The following is an 18242-nucleotide window of genomic DNA, read 5'->3' on the forward strand; positions in this document are numbered from 1 at the left end:
GCTGAGAGTCTGCTCGCAGTTCACGGGTTTTCGCGGCCCGCCATCCGGTTCCGAGCGCACTGACGCGCCACAATACACACGGCGCCGCCCGTGCGCCCCGGAGCCACCATGAATGAGACCGCACGAGCCGCCGCTGCAGACTCCGCGTCACAGCGACACGCCCCCTGGTGGGTGTGGACGCTGGTAGCTGCCGGGGCAGTCGGAGTTGCGCTATTTCTCGTGATGGTTGGAGTCGTCGTGATCCCGCCCGCGCTCGCGAATCTGCGGACGGAGGTCGCGAGCGCTCAGACCCCGATGGTGGTCGGATCAGAGGGGGAGTCCGTGACCGTCGCGGTTCCAGACGGATGGCTCATCACCCGACAGGATGACGCGCACGCGGTCATAACGAGCCCCGATCGCGGGATGACCGTCGCTGTCGAGCTCAGCGCGGATGAACCGGCTGCGGCGGCATCCGCAGCCGGCGTCGCCTCACCACTGGTGGAGACCCTCGCATCGGGGCTCACCGTCGCCCACGGGGCGCCGGTTGCAGCAGCCGACCAGGACCCCGCCACGATCCCGGTCCTCATTGCCGCTGTCGGGCCTGTCGCAGGCGGGTCGATCGTCTTCTCGGTGTCGAGCGACGACCTCGACCGGTACCGACCAGCCCTGGCAAGCCTTCTCGAGGGAGTGAAGCCATGAGGCCCGCGCGGCGCAGCGTCATCCGGCCTGCCGCGACGATCGCTGTGATCGCGTGCGCAGCCGTTGTTGCCGCGGGCTGTGCGCCGGCGATCGACCCGAGCTGGACTCCGCCGGCGTGGCCCGCGACGACGTTGCAGGTCATCGATGCCCAGCCTCAGCCGCTCAGCGCTCAACCCGGCCAGCCGCTGGCTGCCAGCGTGTCGCCCGAGCGGATCCGTCAAGACGGTGTCGGCATCCAGGCGCGGTATGCGCTGCTGCCCGGTGTCGAGGCTTTCAACGATGCTGTGCGCGGCTACGTCCGAGCCGCGATCGCCGTCCGCCAGGACGCGACCGGGGCAACCTACACTCCGCAAGCCGGAGCTGTCGGTGCGGGCCTTGCCGACCGATCTTGTCGTGTCGGTTCGACCGAGGTTCCGGCGGCCGAGGTGCTCGCTGACGCCACGCTTGCCGGGCCCGCCGTCAGCGGCGGTTCCGCGACCGTGGTGTGCGATGTGGTGTGGGCCGCCGCGAGTGTGTTCGGACAGCGCCTTCGCACGATCCTCTCGAGCGCGGATGGACAGACCAGCGACAGCCTCGAGACGTTCTTCACCGACACGGCAACCGGTGAGGTCGCGACGGCGGCGCAGGTGTGGACCCCTGATGCCGCCACGGCGCTCGCTGCAGATGTGTTCGAGGGGCTGCGCCGCGCGGCAGGCTCGCTCTCGCTTGCGCCGCTGGCAGACCCCGCAGCAGTGGAACGTCTGACGTCAGCCTTCGCGACGACGATACCCGCGGCTGCGGGCGGCATGCAGTTCACGATCCCTGCCGGGTTCACCACCGATGCGCTCGCAGCGCTGGGGATCCCGCCGACTGACACAGCGCGCACCATTCTCGTGCCCGCAGCCGTTGCCGAGCCCCTGCTCACCGACTTCGGAAGGCGCCTGCTCGCTTCAGTGGGCAAGCCCTATTCGGGGCCGAGCGTGTCAACGCCTGGGGACGTCCCGGTCGACTGTTCGCTGACGCCCTGCGTTGCACTGACCTACGACGATGGTCCGAGCGATCTCACGCCGGGTATCCTCGACACGCTCGCCACGCATCGCGCGAGTGCCACCTTCTTCGCGCTGGGGTCGAAGGCTCGGGCTTACGCCGCGACGCTGCAGCGGATGGTGGCCGAGGGGCACCTCGTCGGGAACCACAGTTGGAACCATCCGTCGCTCACGAAGCTGACCGATGCGCAGGTCGCTGCACAACTGGGCGATACGTCAGCCGCGCTGGAGTCGGCATCCGGACAGCCGATCACGATGTTCCGGCCGCCGTACGGCGAATACAACGCGCGGGTGCTTTCGATCGCGCGGATGCCGGCGATGCTCTGGGACGTCGACACGGAGGACTGGAAGGGCATCGACGACGACGTGCTGATTCAGCGTGCAGTGAATCAGCCTCGACCCGGCTCGATCGTGCTGCAGCACGACATCCACGGGAACACCGCGCGCACCGTCGGAGCCATTTGCGACGGGCTCCTCGACCGGGGTTTCACGATGGCAACGATCACCGAACTGTTCCGCGGTTCGGTCCCGAAATCGGGAGCGTGGCGCAGCGCCCGGTGAGTCGGCTGGCGAGCGGCTCAGGGATGGGTAAGGTCGAACCCGCATGAACCGGGTCATCGTTTTCCTTCTCGCGGCCTTCGACGCTCTCGTCACCGTCGCTGCGGGCCTCGTCGTCGTGCTCGCACCAGCGACGCTGCTGTGGGTCGTCGAGCTCGGTGGCCTTGCCCCGTGGGAAGCGCTCTGGCCCACCGCCGCAAGCGTCTGGCAGCTGGGGCACGCTGTCCCGCTGGCGATCACGCTTCCCGCCGACTACCTGGCAACTGCCGGCATCGATCCAGCCGCCGCATCCTTCGTGCTCTCGCTCGCCCCGCTGGCCTTCGTGGGATTCACCGCCATCTCGGCGACGCGCTCGGGTCGGCGGGCCTCACGCTCGGGAGCGGCGTTCACGGGCGCACTCGCGGGGACCGTGGTCTTCGCCGCTGCAGCCGCCGGCATCGCGTTGACCGCGGGAAACCCCATTGCACACACCTCGCTCACGGAAGCGATCCTCTTCCCGGCCCTCATCTTCGGCATCCCGGCGCTGCTCGGCGCGCTCGTCGGGGAGTGGCAGGATGCCGACAGCGGCGTCATCGCGGCGCTACGCGAATGGACTGAAGACCTGCCCGAGGACTGGGCCCTCACCCCGACGGTCATCGCGCGCGCGGGGGCGATCGCGGCAGTCGGACTCCTCGGGGTCGCGGCACTGGTCACCGCTGTCGCGATCTTCGCGCGCGGCTCCCAGATCGTCGGCCTCTACGAGGCGTCCCACGTCGATGTCCTGGGCGCAGTGCTCCTGACGCTCGGCCAGCTTCTCTACCTTCCCACCCTCGTCGTGTGGGCGCTCGCCTTCGTTGCCGGTCCCGGTGTGTCCCTCGGAGCAGGGGCGACGGTCGCGGCATCCGGAACCACGACCGGCGTCCTGCCCGTCCTGCCGCTGATGGGCGCCATCCCCGAGTCGACCTCGCCGTGGCTGCTGCTGCTCGCACTCCTGCCCGTCGCGGTCGGCGCCTTCGCCGGCTGGGTTGCCCGGTCGTTCTTCGCCGCGGATGCCGAGCGCGTTCCCGCCCGTATCGTCGTGACGCTCGGGATCGCGGTTGTCGCGGCCGGTTCGGCGGCGCTGCTGGCCGCGCTCGCCTCCGGATCGCTCGGGCCGGGCACGCTCGCGCAGCTGGGACCCGAGCCGGGCCCTGTTGCGCTGGCCATCGGCATCGAGGTCGGCGTCGGCGCCGGCATCCTGTTGCTTTCGCCCCGACGCCGAGCCCGTGAGGATGGCGCCATCGAGGCCGTGCCCACGGCGCTCCTGGAGCCCTCGGTAGACTGAGTCGGTGCTCACCGTCGCCGTTCTCATCTCCGGCGCCGGATCCAACCTTCGGGCGCTGCTCGAGGCGGCGAACGAGCCCGACTATCCGGCGCGGATCGTTGTCGTCGGTGCCGACCGCGAAGCCGAGGGCCTCGCGCACGCCGAAGCCTTCGGCATCCCGTGGTTCTTCGTGCCCTACGCCGAGTATGCGAGCCGGGATGCCTGGGGTGATGCGCTTCGCGACCAGCTCGCCGTGTGGCAGCCCGACCTGATCGTTCTCAGCGGCCTGATGCGCCTGCTTCCGGCATCCGTGCTCGAACCCTGGGTGCCGCGGATCATCAACACCCACCCGGCGTACCTTCCCGAGTTCCCCGGTGCCCACGGCGTCCGAGACGCGCTCGCTGCCGGTGTCGGTCAGACCGGTGCGAGTGTCATCGTCGTCGACGCCGGAGTCGATACCGGACCCATCCTCGCGCAGGAGCGCATCGCGGTGCTTCCCGGCGACGACGAGGCGAGCCTTCATAAGAGGATCAAGCCGGTCGAACGCCGACTCCTGATCGACGTCGTGAGGCGCATCGCAACCGGCGAGATCGACCTCTCAACCCCCTGACAATTCCCTGGCCAGGGCCGCGACGACGCAGCTTGCGCGGCCGATGACCACCCGACAGCCCAGAGCCCAACAGCAAGGAGACCTGATGGCAGGCCCGAGTCACGACCCGTCCCTGTACCGCGACCGCGACGTCGTGCCCGTCCGGCGGGCACTGGTGTCGGTCAGCGACAAGACCGATCTCTTGAGCCTTGCCGAGGCCCTTGCTGAGGCTGGCGTCGAGATCGTCTCCACGGGGTCGACGGCAGCAACGATCCGGGATGCAGGCTTCGCCGTGACCGATGTCGCCGCCGTGACCGGGTTCCCCGAGTCGCTCGACGGGCGGGTCAAGACTCTGCACCCCGCCGTGCACGCCGGCCTTCTTGCCGACCTTCGCCTCGCACACCACGAGGATCAGCTCAGCGATCTCGGCATCCAGCCCTTCGAGCTGGTGGTCGTGAACCTCTACCCCTTCGTCGAGACCGTTGCCTCCGGTGCGCAGGGCGACGATGTCGTCGAGCAGATCGACATCGGCGGTCCCGCCATGGTCCGGGCGTCAGCGAAGAACTACGCGAACGTCGCCATCGTGGTCTCGCCGGAATCCTACGGGTCGGTCATCGAAGCAATCCGAGCGGGCGGCACCTCTCTCGCGCAGCGGCGCGAGCTTGCCGCGCGGGCGTTCGCGCACACCGCGGAGTACGACCGGGCAGTCGCCACCTGGTTCGCTGACGAGACGCTGGGGGAGGATGTCGACCTTCCCTCGCACCTGACGATTCGCGCCGAGCGTCTGTCGACCCTGCGCTACGGCGAGAACATGCACCAGCGCGCCGCGATCTATACGCGCACGGGCGGCCACGGCATCGCCCAGGCCACCCAGTTGCAGGGCAAGGAGATGTCGTACAACAACTACGTCGATGCTGACGCTGCCCTGCGCGCGGCATTCGACCTGGTCAAGCCCGCCGTGGCGATCATCAAGCATGCGAACCCCTGCGGCATCGCGGTATCGGCGCCGAACGCGCTCGACCCGATCGCCAGCGCGCACCTGCGCGCCCACGCCTGCGACCCGGTCTCGGCCTTCGGTGGCGTTATCGCAGCCAACCGCAAGGTGACGCTGAAGATGGCCGAGAACCTGCGCGACATCTTCACCGAGGTGATCGTCGCACCGGACTTCGAACCGGAGGCTCTGGAGGTCTTCCGACTCAAGAACAACCTGCGCGTGCTGAAGCTGCCCGACGACTGGAAGCAGGAGCCGATGGATGTGCGGCTCATCTCGGGTGGCCTCCTTCTGCAGGATGCCGACCGTTTTCCCGACGACATCGAGTCCGTCGCCACCGACTGGGAGCTCGTCTCGGGTGAGCGTCCCGATGCCGACGCGATGACCAACCTCATCTTCGCGTGGAAGACCTGCCGTGCCGTGAAGTCCAACGCGATCGTCCTCGCGAAGGACTCGGCCACCGTCGGTATCGGCATGGGCCAGGTGAACCGGGTCGACTCGTGCCGCCTCGCGGTCGAGCGCGCCGGGGATCGCGTGCAGGGTGCGGTCGCCGCATCCGACGCGTTCTTCCCGTTCGCCGACGGGCCGCAGGTGCTCATCGATGCCGGGGTGGCCGCGATCGTGCAGCCGGGAGGTTCCGTCCGCGACGAGGAGGTCGTGAAGGCGGCGCGCGACGCGGGCGTCACGATGTTCTTCACACGCGAGCGCCACTTCTTCCATTGATACGGGCCGCGGGCGTTTTCCACTGATACGGGCCACGGGCGCTTTCCACTGATACCGGCCGCGGGCGCTTTCCACTGAGCCGTCCCGCGCGGGCGGACCGATTGCAGGATCAGCGACGGTCGACCCGGTCGCCGCGCGGCCTGAGGCGCCGATCATCCTGCGTTCGGTCCGCTGCTGCGCGAAACCCTCCGGCGAAGCTCAGCGTGAGATCGTCGCGATCAGCATGCGCTCCAGGAGCGCGCCTGCACGGGCGAGCTCGTGCTGAACGGATGCCGGGTCCTCCCCGACGATGTCGATGAGGGTCTTCAGGCCGTCGAACGCGCCGACGACGACGCGGGCAAGGTCCCGCGGATCCGTCCCCTCCGGCGGGTCAGCGCTCGAGATCACCTCGGCGACCAGATCGATCCACCGCCGCATGCTCGCTGCTGCCACGTCACGGGTGGCCTCGGTTTGGGCAAGGGTCTGGCTCAGGCGGGCGATGACCCAGGCGTCGGGATCGCGCCGATGCAGCGTCAGCATCGCCGGGAGGAGTGCGCGAAGTCGTGGGAGGCCGGGTTCCGCTGCTGCCAGAAGCTGCGCGACGCCGGTGATCCACTGCTCCTGACGAGAGGCGAGCACAGCGACGGCGAGTGACTCCTTGCTGTCGAAGTAGAAGTACACCGCACCCTTGGACAGGCCGCTCGCCTGCACGATGTCGGACATGCGCGCCCGGTCGTAGCCGAGTCGGGCGAACACCGCCGCAGCCGCATCGATCACCTGAGCGCGGGATGCCTCACCCTGAGCTGTCGGACCGGGGGGTCGTCCGGCGCGCCGTGGCGCCGGATCCTTCTCGCCTTCTGCTGGACGCGTTGTCACTCCTGCACTATAGTCGCATCATAATAGACCGGGCGGTCGGTTTAATAAGGAGAATGATGCGTACTCTCGAGACGGGATCCACGACACTGATCACCGGTGCCTCGTCGGGTATCGGTCGTGCCTTTGCCCAGCGCATTGCCGCTGCGGGCGGAGACCTCGTGCTTGTCGCACGTCGTGAAGACGTGCTCTTGGCGTTGGCGGATGATCTCGAACGGCTCCACGGCGTACGCGTGCGCGTCATCGCCCACGATCTGGATGGACCTGACGCTGGTCGTGCCCTCGCCGACAAGGTGCGGGACACGCGCATCCCGGTGGACGCGCTCATCAACAATGCGGGCTTGGGTGTCCATGGCGATCTCGCGATGGCGCCCCTTGCCTCCGCGACGACGCAGATCGCTGTGAATGTCACGGCACTCACGACGCTCACGGCGCTGCTCCTGCCGCCGATGGTCACCCGCGGGCGGGGCGCGATCATCAACGTCGCGAGCACGGCGGGCTTCCAGGCTGTGCCGCACATGGCCGTCTACTCGGCATCCAAGTCCTACGTGCTCACCTTCACGCGGGCACTGTGGCGCGAGGTCCGCGGCACCGGAGTCGACGTGCTGGCGGTGTGCCCCGGCGCCACCGATACCGCCTTCTTCGACACCGCCGGCGAGGCGGCATCCGTCGGCAGCCGCCGCACGCCCGAGCAGGTCGTCGACTCCGCCCTGCGTGCTCTGCGGGCAGGACGCCCGTCGGTCGTCGATGGGCGCGGCAATGCGCTGGTGTCTTGGCTTGCTCCCCGCCTTCCCGAGCGCGTGGCGATCAACCTCGCCGAACGTTCTGTCCGTCCCACCACCGAATGAGATCGAAGGAGATCCCGATGTACATCCACGACTTCGCCGTCCGAGCAGCCCACGCTGTCAACACTCACGACCCGGACGCGGTCGTCGCGTTGTGGGCCGAGCCCGCGCACTACGACTCTGTCCTCACGGGTCCACAGCACGGACTTGCAGCTCTTCGTGCCCGCGAACAGGCCCTGTTCGCGGGGTTCAGCGACCTGCGCGCCGAGATCACACCGCTCGGGCAGGATGGCGACACCGGCGCCATCCTCGTGCGCTTCGACGGGACCCACGACGGTGAGTACGCGGGGTTCGCGCCCAGCGGCCGCGCCATGGCGCTCGAGATGGTCGCGGTTGTGAGTTTCGACGATGCCGGCAGGGTCGTGGGTGAGCGCGTGTTCCTGGATGCCGGTTCTGTCGTTGCTCAGCTGACCTGACGCCGCGAGCTACGCGAGTGCCGCATCACGAGCGAGGGTGTCAGCGAACTCCGCCGCATCGACCCGCTCTGCCGCGGTAGCGGCGGGACCGAGCTCGACCTCGACCTCATCGGGTGCGCAGTAGGTGACGCTGACCCTGCCCGCGGCATCCTTGTGCCACTGCACCGCGACCAGGCCGTGGCGTGTCACGATCGAGCCGCGTGCCCACGTGAGCCCGCCGCCGGGCCGGGGATCGATGCGCACGCGGTCATACCCCGGCGCTGCCGGGGAGATGCCCGCGACCGTCCGATGCATCCAGTCGGCGACGGCGCCGAGGGCGTAGTGGTTGAAGCTCGTCATCTCACCGGGGTTCACCGTGCCATCGGCACGCAGGGAGTCCCATCGCTCCCATACCGTGGTCGCCCCGCGGGCGAGTGGGCTGAGCCACGACGGCTCCTCCCGGCCCAGCAGCAGCGCGTAGGCATCGTCGAGGTGACCTGTGCGGGTGAGCGCTTCGCACAGGTACGGCGCCCCCGCGAAGCCTGCGATCACGCGATGCCCCGCAGCCCGCACGAGCTCGGCGAGCCGGTCGCCCGCGGCCTGCAAGGCCGGGCCTTCGAGGATGCCGCTGACGATGCCCAGAGCGTACACGGCAGGGGCGTCGGAGAGGATGCGACAGTCAGCGTCGAGGTAGGCATCCTCGAATGCCCGGCGTAACCGCGCAGCCTCGGCGCGCCAAGCCTCGGCTTCCTCGCTCAGGCCCAGCACCGCAGCGGCTCGGGCAGTGAGAAGGATGCTGCGGTGCAGCGCCTCGGTGGCGATGACGCCGGGATCGGACACGGCCTGGATCGGGTTGTCGGGGGGAGCCGTGGGATCGAGCCAGTCGCCGAACTGGAAGTCCCCCTCCCAGACTCCGCGCGCCGAGAGCCGTGAGCGCACGCGGTCGAGATGGGCGCACATGCTCGGATAGCTCTCTGCGAGCACAGCCCGGTCGCCGCTGGCCTCCCACACCGCCCACGGCACCCACACCGCCGCATCGCTCCAGATCGCCACCGACTCGGGCTCTTCGCCGGGGATGACCGCCCAGCCGGGCAACGCATCCGGCACGACGTACGGAACGCGCCCGTCGTTCGCGTGCTGTTCGGCGCGCAGGTCAGCGAGCCAATCCCGCAGGAACCCGGTCATCTCGAAGAGGAAGCAGGCGGTGGGTGCGAACACGGCGATATCGCCCGTCCATCCCAGACGCTCGTCGCGCTGCGGGCAGTCGGTCGGGATGCCGACCGTGTTGCCGCGTAAGCTCCAGACGACGTTGCGGTGAAAGCGGGTGAGGTCGGCATCCGAGCACGCGAAGGTTCCGGTGCGGGGAAGGTCGCTGCCCACCACGACGGCCTCGACGCTGCCGGTGACCTCCGCCCACCCCTCGATGTGGGCGTACCGGAAGCCGTGGAACGTCAGGGTGGGTTCGATCTCGTCACCTCCGCCGCTGAGGATGACAGTGTCTTCGGCGCGCGCAGACCTCAGTGGGCGGCGGGCGAGCTCGGCACCATCGAGTACCTCGGCATGGGTGAGCACGAGACGGTGCCCGCGCGGGCCGCGCACACGCAGCCGCAGCCAGCCCACGAGGTTCTGCCCGAAGTCGAACAGGGCCCCCGTGGGGGTAGCGGTCACGGTGGCAGGTGCCACGCTCTCGTGCCGCACGATCGCCGGTCCGTGAGCGCCGACCAGGCGCCCCGTCTCCAGCGCAGACGCGATGACCGGATGCTCCGCACCGCGCTCCCGCGTCAGATCGAGGTCTTCACCGTCATAGAGATCGTCGGCCAGGACGCAGGATGCCACGGCCCGCCAGGCGTCATCGGTGACGAGGTCGACCACGCTGCCGTCGGCGAAGCGCATCGTCAGCCGTGCCGCGACCCGGGGCCGATCGCCGTAGACGCCGCGCGCTCCCATCCAGCCGAGGCGCCCGCAGTACCAGCCGTTTCCCGCCAGGAGCGTGAGCTCGTGCTGGCTGCCCGGTACCAGTCGGGAGGTGACATCGTGCTCGATCACCCGCAGGCGCGAGTGATATGCCGTCCATCCGGGGCTGAGCACGGCATCCCCCACCACCACGCCGTCGATCGCCGGCTCGACCAGGCCCTCGGCTGTCACGGCAAGAGTCGCCGACTCGAGAGCGCCACGCGCTGCGGGAACAGCGAAGGCGCGCACGAACAGCGGCGCGCCGGAAACACTCCCGTCGGCCTCGATCAGGTGGGCGCCGTGAAGAACGTTCATTTCCGCCTTTCGTGCCGGTGCCCGGCGGGGACAGCTCACCGCCGGGCACCGGTTGTCATCGTGGATCAGCCGATGTCGATGGTGCCGAGCTGCACGGCCCAGGAGGTCACCGCACCGATGCGGATCTCCACCGAGCGGGTGCCGGCCGGCATCGCCGAGCTGGTGATCGTGCGCTGCGCCCAGCCGTTTGTGGTGGGCGTTGCCGCCGTCGCGGTCGACGAGACAACGGTTTCGCCGCCGACTGCATCCAGCGCGACGAACGTGATCGCCGATGGCGCCTGATTGAACAGGTATGTCGTCAGCGTGACGACCTGGCCGGGGGCTGCATCCCAGCGGACGAACCCTGCCGCGCTGTTGCTGCGCTTGAACCGGTAAGCGTCGCCGGCCATGTTGGACAGCGGCCCGGACGTGTCGACGACGACGTTCGCCGAGCGTGCGGTCGCGAGCGCCCAGTCGGCGGCGGGATCGACCAGGTGCGGTGCCGAACTCGGCGGGGCAGCCTCGTGGAAGCCGCGCGAGGGCTGCGCGGTGGTCGAGAGCGGGGCGCCGAAGAAGTCGCGCAAGCCGTTCGGGGAGATGACCTGCCCCGAACCGATCGCCGGCGAGCCGCTGGTGAGCGTGTAGGCATTCGCGACAGCGAAGCCACTACCCGTCGTTCCGGGCGAGACGAACCCGGGATCAGCCGTGATCTTGGTCGCGTCGGCCGGCTCGCTCGCGGGGTGGTTCCCGGCGAAGACGTTCGACGCGAAGCTCGCGTTGGTCCCGAGGCCCGGGTAGGAGTACTCGCCCGTGCCGCGGTTGTCGATGATGTTGTTCGTGAACGACCACGCACCCGGCGTGGAGGGTGCGCAGGCTCCGGCATCCCCATCGCAGTAGATCGGCTTTGCGGGCGAACCTTCGGGGATGACGATCGTGTTGTTGTAGATCTTCACGGGCGCGGGAACTCCCCACGAGAACGTGAAGATCCCCTTCTCGCCGCCCCAGGCGTCGTTGACCGACAGGTTGTAGCGCACCACGACGTCGCTGGAGTAGCCGCCCATCATGAGCAAGAACCCGCCCTCGTTGTCGTGTGAGTAGTTGTACTGCACGCGGGTGTTGGTGCTGCCGAGGTCGACGTCGAAACCCTGCCCGTCGGTGCCGTGCAGCTGCGTGTCAGACACCTCGTTGAACTGCACGAGGGTGTTCATGCCGCGCGTGGGCCACAGGCCCGCGGATGCCGGCATGGTCGAGCCCTCGATGGTGCGCTGGCCCGCGCCCCGCACGACGTTGTACTCCATGACCGCACCGTCGGTGCCGAGGGCGAGGATGCCGTCACTGTCGGGGTCGATGACCGTGTTGCCGCGGATGCGCACATTCGTCGACAGTGCCGACTGCACGATCTGGGTGATGTTGGTCGTGAAGTAGCTCGCGTCCCACACCACGATGCCGGTGCGTCCGACGTTCTCGACGACGTTGTCGGCGATGAGCACACCGTCGAGGTTCGCGCCGAGCACCGTCGTGTCCACGACGATGCCGCCGTTGATGTGCGCGTCGATCCCGGTGCAGTGGAAGCATCCGTTCACGTCGGAGACGTGGTTCTCACGGATGACGATTCCCCGAACGGTGCTGTTGCCGGCGGTGTTGCGCACCTGGATGCCGGCGCGGGGCGTGCCATCCGTGCTCAGCGTGCCGAAGTTGTCGACGCCGGAGTTGCTCGTGACGGCAAGGTGCTCGATCGTCCAGTAGCTCTGGTTGACCAGCTGTACGGCCCCGCCGGTGGCAACCGGCGCACCGTCGATGCGGGGGGCGGCTCCCGAGCCGTAGTCCGAGATCGTGATGGGAGCGGATGCCGTGCCCGACCCCTTCGGGGCGAGCTGGCCGGTCCAGGTGCCGCCGCGAGCGAACAGGATGCGGTCACCGGCGGCGAAGGTGCGGGAGTTGACAGCGGAGAGTGTCTGCCAGGCCGTCGAGGTGGAGGTACCGGCGGCGCTGTCGCTGCCGGTTGCGGAGTTGACGTAATACGTGGTGCCGACCGCGTGAGCGGGCGGGGCGATGGCGAGCAGCCCCGCAGTCGCGAGGACTGCTGCGGCTGCCACCGCGATGAGCCGACGCGCGGGATGCGCGAAGGTGGATGAGGACACAGTGTTTCCTTTCCTGAACCGCGCGCCTCGTTGCGCGCGGGGTCTGTCAGTCCTTCAACCCCGCCGTCGCTCCGGCGCTGGCCAGCAGCGGCTTCTGGAAGATGAGGAACAGCACGATGGGAACGATCGAGGCGACCACGAGCACGGCGAAGAAGGTCGCAAGGTCGGTCGAGCGTTCGATGATGGGGAGGGCTACCGAGATCGGCCGCATCGACGGGTTGGTCAGCACCAGGGAGGGCCACAGGTAGTCCTTCCACGCGCCGATCGCCGCGAGCAGGGCGACGACCCCGAGGATGGGACGCGACAGCGGCAGCACGATCGACCAGAGTGTGCGCAGCGGCCCGGCCCCGTCAATGGATGCCGCCTCGACGAGCTCCCGGGGAAGGCTCCGCAGGTATCCGGTGACCAGGAGCACCGCGAAGGCGTTCGCGCCCGCGGGCAGCCACACCGCCCAGAACGTGTTCTGGAGAGAGAGCCCGGTGCCGAACATGTCGACGGTCGTGAGATACAGCGGCACCAGGGAGACGACCGCGGGAAGGAAGATCGTCGCGAGCACGCCCGCGGCAAGAAGCGGTGCCCACCGCGGCCGCAGGATCGCGATGACGTAACCGGCGCTGAGTGCGACGATGACTGTCAGCAGGGCGGTCCCGGCGGCAACGGCGAGCGTATTGAGCAGCAGGCGCGCGGTATCGACGTTCTGGAAGGCGTCCACGTAGTTGTGCCATTGCGTCATCCGCGCGAAGACCCCGATCGGATCGCTGAGCACTTCGCCGGTGGTGTTCAGGGATGCCGCGACCAGCCACAGCAGCGGGCCGACGCCCGCGATCGCGATGCCGACGAGCACGAGGATGTGGACGACCCGCAGGATGACCCGGCGATGGGTTTGTCGCAGCTCTGAGGCGGTGATCAGGCCGGAGTCGCTCATGACTGCCACCTCCGGGTGACGCGCAGGTAGATCGCGGACAGGATCGCCAAAACGATCGCGAGGAGGAGTCCGAGTGCCGTGGCCGCGCCGTAGTCGGCCGAGCCGCCGAAGGCGTATCGGTACATCAGGAGCAGCACCGTGAGTGTCGCGTTCTGGGGGCCGCCCGAGGTCATGAGGAAGGGCTCGGTGAAAACCTGGGAGGCTCCCACCAGCTGCAGCAGGAGCAGGATGAGCAGCATCGTCCGGATCTGCGGCAGGGTGACGTGCCACACCCGCGCCCAGATGCCGGCGCCATCGAGGATCGCCGCCTCGTACAGCTCGGGACGAACGGCGGTGAGGGCTGCAAGGTAGACCAGCACGCTCGTGCCGGCCGCAGCCCACGTCGCCTGCAGCACGATGGAGGGCATGGCAAGGCCCGGGGAGTTCAGCCAGGGGAGCGGCCCGATCCCGAGCGGCGCCAGGAGTGAGTTGAACAGGCCGTGCGCGGACGGGTCGTACGCGTACTTCCAGAGCAGGATGGCAACGACCGGGGGAACGATCACGGGAAAGTACGCGAGGGCGGCATAGACGCCCCGCCACCGAGTGCGCACGGTCGAGATGATGACGGCGAGGGCGAGCGGGAGCGGGAAGCCGAAGAGGATGGCGAGGGTGACGAACCACAGAGTGTTCAGCACCGCTTGCCCGAGCTGCGGGTCACTGAGGACATACTCGAAGTTGCTCAGGCCCACCCACTCGGCGGGGCCCACGAAGTTCGTCTTCTGCACGCTCATCGTGGCGCCGAGGATGATCGGCCACCACGAGAACACGGCGAAGATGACGAGCGTGGGCAGGGCCAGCAGCAGTGCCGTCAGGTTCCGGTTGCGGCGCGCGCGTGTCACGGGCATGGGGTCCTCGGTTGAAGTGGGGTGGTGCGGCGCTCGGGCGCGCCGCACCACCCGTCGGGGAGTTGGTACTCGGGGCCTAGCGGTCCAGAGCGTCCTGCGCGGCGGTTGCGGCGCCGCTGAGCAGGGCCTCGATGTCGGCGTTCTGGTCGGTGATGACTGCCTGAACGACCGGATCCAGTGTCGCGTAGATGTCTTGACCCTTCACCGGAGGCTCTCCGACGACCGTCTGGTCGGCGAAGCGGCTGAGGTAGGGTGCAAAGTTCTCCAGCGGCACGTTGTTGAGGTCGGCGATCCACTCCAGGTACTGCGTGTACATATCGGGGGTCACGACCGGAAGACCGGGGATAGCAACGGCACCGCCACCGGCGGCAAGGGCCTCGGCGTTGGCTCGCGCAGCCTCTTCCGAGGCGTACTTGCCCAGCTGGTTGAACTGGATCCACTCGACGGCAGCCTGGACCTGCGCGGCGTCAGCGTTGGGGCTGACGATGTCGATGTTGCCGCCCGACAGGGTGATCGGGTTCTCTCCGGCTTCCTGGGTGGGCATCGCCGCAAACCCGAAGTTCGCTGCGGGGAAGCCGAGCAGCTCGGTGAGGGGCTGGTAGGCATCCGACTGCAGCACGAACATCGCGGTCTGTCCGCCACCGAAGCTCTGTGCGAGGTCCATGGCGGTCATGAGGCCATTCGGCGAGAGGCTGTCATCTACCCAGCGCATATCGTGCAGGAGCTGGAGCGAGTCCTCGGCGGGAGGGGCATCGAAGGTGATCGTGTCACCGGTCTCGTTCACGAGCGATCCGCCGCGCGAGTCGATCTGAGCGCCGAGTACCCACCCACCCTGGTTGTCGGTCGTGACCTGGGCGAAGCCGTACACGCCGGTCGTGTCCTTGATGGTCTTGGCTGCCTCGCGCACCTCGTCCCACGTGGTTGGCGGTGTGTCGGGGTCAAGGCCTGCCTGCGTGAACAGGTCGCGGTTGTAGATGAGCCCCATGGCGTATGCCATCGTGGGGACGCCGTAGTACTTCCCATCCGCGGTGACCATGTCGACCAGCTGCGGATTCAGGATGTCGACGACGCCGGTCTGGTTCACGGCATCCGTGATGTCGGCGACCTGACCGCGTTCGATCAGTCCGCGGATCTCGGTGAACGGGACGCCGACGACCGTGGGGAGGTCGCCCGAGGCGAGACGGGCTGCGAAGGTCTGCGCGTCCCAACCGTCTTCGACGGCGGTGATCTCGTAGTTCGGGTGCTCTTCCTGGAACGCGGCGAGGTTGTCCTCGAACAGTGCCAGGCGCGCTGTTTCGGTGGCTGCCGGCTTGTTGCCGATGACCAGCTCGACCGGCCCTTCGGGGGTGGGCTCGCTCGAGCAACCGGTCAGTGCGCCAATGGTGACTGCGGTGATTGCTGTGACGCCGAGGATGATGCGGCGTGCGCGGTGTTTCCTCATCGAAACTCTCTTTCTCGTGTCGGATTGCCGACACTCGGTGCGTGTTGTACTTTGGACATCGCCAGATGCCAAAGCGCTTTTGCACGATAGCTCGATGGTCGCCGCAATGCAAGACCATCCCGATTCCGTCCGTGATCGCGGCCGAGAAAGTCAATGATGCTCACTCGACACTCCGTCGACCAGACGTGGCGACTGCGCCCGCTGGCTGGCCCGGTGCCCGACGATGTCGTCGGACACGAGTTCCCCGCGCCGGTACCCGGCGATGTCCACACCGCACTTCGCAACGCCGGGGCGATCCCAGATCCCGTCGTCGATGACAACGAGCGCGTCGTCTCGTGGATCGGGCGCACCGATTGGGAGTACTCAACGACGCTTCCCGCGGTCCCACGAGCGGATGCCGAACGTGTCGAGCTTGTTTTCTTCGGCGTCGATACCCTCGCCGAAGTCTTCATCGACGAGATCCCACGCGGGAGCAGCCGCAACATGCACCGCACGTGGCGCGTCGACGTTCCTGAGCTGCGCCGCGGCCGCGCCGACCTGCGACTGACTCTGCAGGCTCCCGTCCCCGCTGGTGAACGGGAGCGTGACCGGCTCGGCGCCCGCCCCAGCGCTTTCAGCCCGGTTGCTCCGTTCCTGCGCAAGAAGGCCTGCGACTTCGGCTGGGACTGGGGTCCAGCCCTTCCCGGCGCCGGCATCTGGCGCACCGTCGAGATCCAGGCGTGGTCCACCGCGCGGCTCGACGCCGTCCGTCCGACGGCATCGCTTCGCGGTGACGACGGTGTGGTGGAGCTCGACATCGACCTCGTTCGCACCGCCCAGGGCCGCGGGGAAGCCCTCGTCGTGGAGGCGTGCGTCGGAGCATCGGTGGTCGAGATCGCCGTCGATCCCGGCGTGGAGCGGGTTCGTGGCAGGCTTCCCGTCCCGAACCCCGCACGCTGGTGGCCCGCCGGCCTCGGCGAGCAAGCCCTTCACGATCTCACCGTCACCCTTCGCCGGGGCGACGAGGTCCTCGATGAGCGAACGGAGCGGATCGGCTTCCGCGACATCGTCGTGGAGCAGCGGCCGGATGCCGAGGGCGTCGGATTCCGCGTCGTCGTCGACGGCGAGCCCATGTTCATCCGCGGGTTCAACTGGATCCCCGACGACACCTCCATCGCCACCGTGACCCCCGCCGACTACCGCCGTCGGATCGCCGAAGCGCAGGCGCTTGGAGCGAACCTCATCCGCGTGTGGGGCGGGGGAGTGTTCGAAGACGACGAGTTCTACCGCGCCTGCGATGAGGCAGGAATGCTGGTGTGGCAGGACTTCCTGTTCGCGTGCGCCGCGTACCCCGAAGAGGAGCCGTTCGCGACCGAGATCGAGGCTGAGGCACGTGACAACGTGTCTCGGCTTATGCCGCACCCGAGTCTGGTGCTGTGGAACGCCAACAATGAGAACCTGTGGTTCTGGTTCGTCCAAGACTGGGAGACGGTGCTCGAGGGCAAGACCTGGGGCGACAGGTTTTACTTCGACATCCTGCCTCGCGTGGTTGCAGACCTCGATCCGGCGCGAACCTACCTGTTCGGCAGCCCGTCGTCCGGTGGCCGCTGGGAGGACCCGAACGACCCGACCCGCGGCGTCGTGCACCTCTGGGTTCCGGGCGACTATCGCGAGTACGACCAGACACGTCCCCGCTTCGTATCGGAGTTCGGCTTCCAGGGTCCGCCGGCCCGCGCGACCTTCGAGGCTGCCGTGCACGAAGACAGCCACGCGCCGTTCAGCCCCGGCACGATCCAGCGGCAGAAAGCCGAGGGTGGCACCGAGCGGATCAACGACGTGCTCGACATCCATTTCGGTGTGCCGACTAACTTCGACGAGTGGTACTGGCTCGCCCAGCTCAATCAGGCGCGGGCCGTGCGATTTGGCGTCGAGCGGTTCCGCACGCTCGAACCGTACTGCGCCGGAACCGTGATCTGGCAGCTCAACGATTGCTGGCCCTCGCTCTCGTGGTCGGTGATCGATGTCGCCGACCGGTGGAAGCCCGTGGCATACGCCGTGCGCGAGGCATTCGGCGATCAGATCGTCGTGCTGCGCCACGAGGATGACGGCCCCGCGCTGTTCGCCTGCAACAGCACCGCCGCAGCGTGGGACACCGAGATCGAGGTGCAGCGCTGGCAGCGCGGCAGGCTGGTCGGGCGCGAGGTCCTTCGCGCGTCGGCTCCCGCGCACACGGCGATCCGGCTGGAGCTTGCCGGGCTCGGCGAAGATCTCGGCGTCGACGAGCTGCTCGTGGCAACGGCCGGAGCCCGCCGGAGCGTGCTGCTCGGCGGCGTCGACCGTGAGTACCCGGATGCCGCCCCCGACTTCGCTGTCGAGGTCACCCCGGGTGCGACTAGCGTGTCGGTGGTGATCACCGCCCAGAGTCTGATGCGGGACACCTTCCTGCCGGTTGACGCGCTAGCCGTGGACGCGCACGCCGAACAGAACCTCCTGACGCTGTTGCCCGGAGAATCCGCGACGTGGACGATTCGCACCGCCCATCCTGAGGCCTTCACAGCGGATACGGTTCGCGCCATCGTCCAGACCGCGCACGCCGCGACAGCCCGCGACGAGTCCTATCGCGGTCTCGCGCAGCTTGAGGCCGAGAAGGCAGCGCGCCGGGCGAGCGCGGCATGACGAGGGCGGCG

Annotated in this window: 14 protein-coding genes; 8 read left to right on the forward strand and 6 right to left on the reverse strand. The window is 68.4% G+C overall.

Annotated features, from left to right (window positions below):
• Positions 1–108: 108 nt before the first annotated feature.
• The 5 genes from AADH62_RS00405 (at position 109) to purH (ending at position 5846) form a co-directional block, all read left to right on the forward strand.
• Positions 109–678, forward strand: a complete 570-nt coding sequence (locus AADH62_RS00405; protein ID WP_341577774.1) for a hypothetical protein — start codon at positions 109–111, stop codon at positions 676–678.
• Positions 675–2264 carry a polysaccharide deacetylase family protein gene (locus AADH62_RS00410; protein ID WP_341577775.1) on the forward strand — a complete coding sequence of 530 codons (1590 nt, stop codon included), beginning with the start codon at positions 675–677 and terminating at the stop codon, positions 2262–2264. The genes AADH62_RS00405 and AADH62_RS00410 overlap by 4 nt, the downstream gene beginning before the upstream one ends.
• Before the next feature lie 43 nt (positions 2265–2307).
• Complete coding sequence (locus tag AADH62_RS00415) at positions 2308–3564, forward strand: DUF6350 family protein (RefSeq protein ID WP_341577776.1); 1257 nt, start codon at positions 2308–2310, stop codon at positions 3562–3564.
• 4 nt (positions 3565–3568) lie between these two features.
• A complete protein-coding gene (purN, locus tag AADH62_RS00420) occupies positions 3569–4153 on the forward strand; it encodes a phosphoribosylglycinamide formyltransferase (protein ID WP_331790590.1) in 585 nt (194 codons plus the stop codon).
• Positions 4154–4238: 85 nt separating this feature from the next.
• A complete protein-coding gene (purH, locus tag AADH62_RS00425; protein WP_331790589.1) occupies positions 4239–5846 on the forward strand; it encodes a bifunctional phosphoribosylaminoimidazolecarboxamide formyltransferase/IMP cyclohydrolase in 1608 nt (535 codons plus the stop codon).
• A 198-nt stretch (positions 5847–6044) separates the two neighbouring features.
• Here the strand turns inward: purH and AADH62_RS00430 are convergent, their stop codons facing one another.
• Positions 6045–6701, reverse strand: coding sequence for a TetR/AcrR family transcriptional regulator (locus AADH62_RS00430; protein WP_341577778.1), 657 nt, complete (start codon positions 6699–6701; stop codon positions 6045–6047).
• A 56-nt stretch (positions 6702–6757) separates the two neighbouring features.
• Here AADH62_RS00430 and AADH62_RS00435 point away from each other — a divergent pair, with 56 nt between their 5' ends.
• Complete coding sequence (locus AADH62_RS00435) at positions 6758–7546, forward strand: SDR family oxidoreductase (RefSeq protein WP_331790587.1); 789 nt, start codon at positions 6758–6760, stop codon at positions 7544–7546.
• 17 nt (positions 7547–7563) lie between these two features.
• A complete protein-coding gene (locus AADH62_RS00440) occupies positions 7564–7959 on the forward strand; it encodes an ester cyclase (RefSeq protein ID WP_331790586.1) in 396 nt (131 codons plus the stop codon).
• A 9-nt stretch (positions 7960–7968) separates the two neighbouring features.
• Here AADH62_RS00440 and AADH62_RS00445 read toward each other — a convergent pair whose 3' ends face one another.
• From AADH62_RS00445 to AADH62_RS00465, 5 genes are all read right to left on the reverse strand, one after another.
• Positions 7969–10206 carry a family 78 glycoside hydrolase catalytic domain gene (locus tag AADH62_RS00445; protein WP_341577779.1) on the reverse strand — a complete coding sequence of 746 codons (2238 nt, stop codon included), beginning with the start codon at positions 10204–10206 and terminating at the stop codon, positions 7969–7971.
• A 65-nt stretch (positions 10207–10271) separates the two neighbouring features.
• Entirely contained in the window at positions 10272–12326 is a 2055-nt protein-coding gene (locus tag AADH62_RS00450; protein WP_341577780.1) for a right-handed parallel beta-helix repeat-containing protein, read from the reverse strand.
• Between the two features lie 46 nt (positions 12327–12372).
• Positions 12373–13251: a carbohydrate ABC transporter permease gene (locus AADH62_RS00455; RefSeq protein ID WP_341577781.1), complete on the reverse strand. Its 879-nt coding sequence runs from the start codon at positions 13249–13251 to the stop codon at positions 12373–12375.
• Positions 13248–14135, reverse strand: a complete 888-nt coding sequence (locus AADH62_RS00460) for a sugar ABC transporter permease (RefSeq protein WP_341577782.1) — start codon at positions 14133–14135, stop codon at positions 13248–13250. The genes AADH62_RS00455 and AADH62_RS00460 overlap by 4 nt, the downstream gene beginning before the upstream one ends.
• 76 nt (positions 14136–14211) lie before the next feature.
• Positions 14212–15576: an ABC transporter substrate-binding protein gene (locus AADH62_RS00465; RefSeq protein ID WP_341577783.1), complete on the reverse strand. Its 1365-nt coding sequence runs from the start codon at positions 15574–15576 to the stop codon at positions 14212–14214.
• A 156-nt stretch (positions 15577–15732) separates the two neighbouring features.
• On the opposite strand from AADH62_RS00465, the gene AADH62_RS00470 reads away from it, so the two are divergent.
• A complete protein-coding gene (locus AADH62_RS00470; protein ID WP_341577784.1) occupies positions 15733–18231 on the forward strand; it encodes a glycoside hydrolase family 2 protein in 2499 nt (832 codons plus the stop codon).
• The last annotated feature ends 11 nt before the right edge of the window (positions 18232–18242 follow it).

It is taken from the genome of Microbacterium schleiferi (assembly GCF_038150145.1).
Classification (GTDB): domain Bacteria; phylum Actinomycetota; class Actinomycetes; order Actinomycetales; family Microbacteriaceae; genus Microbacterium; species Microbacterium schleiferi_B.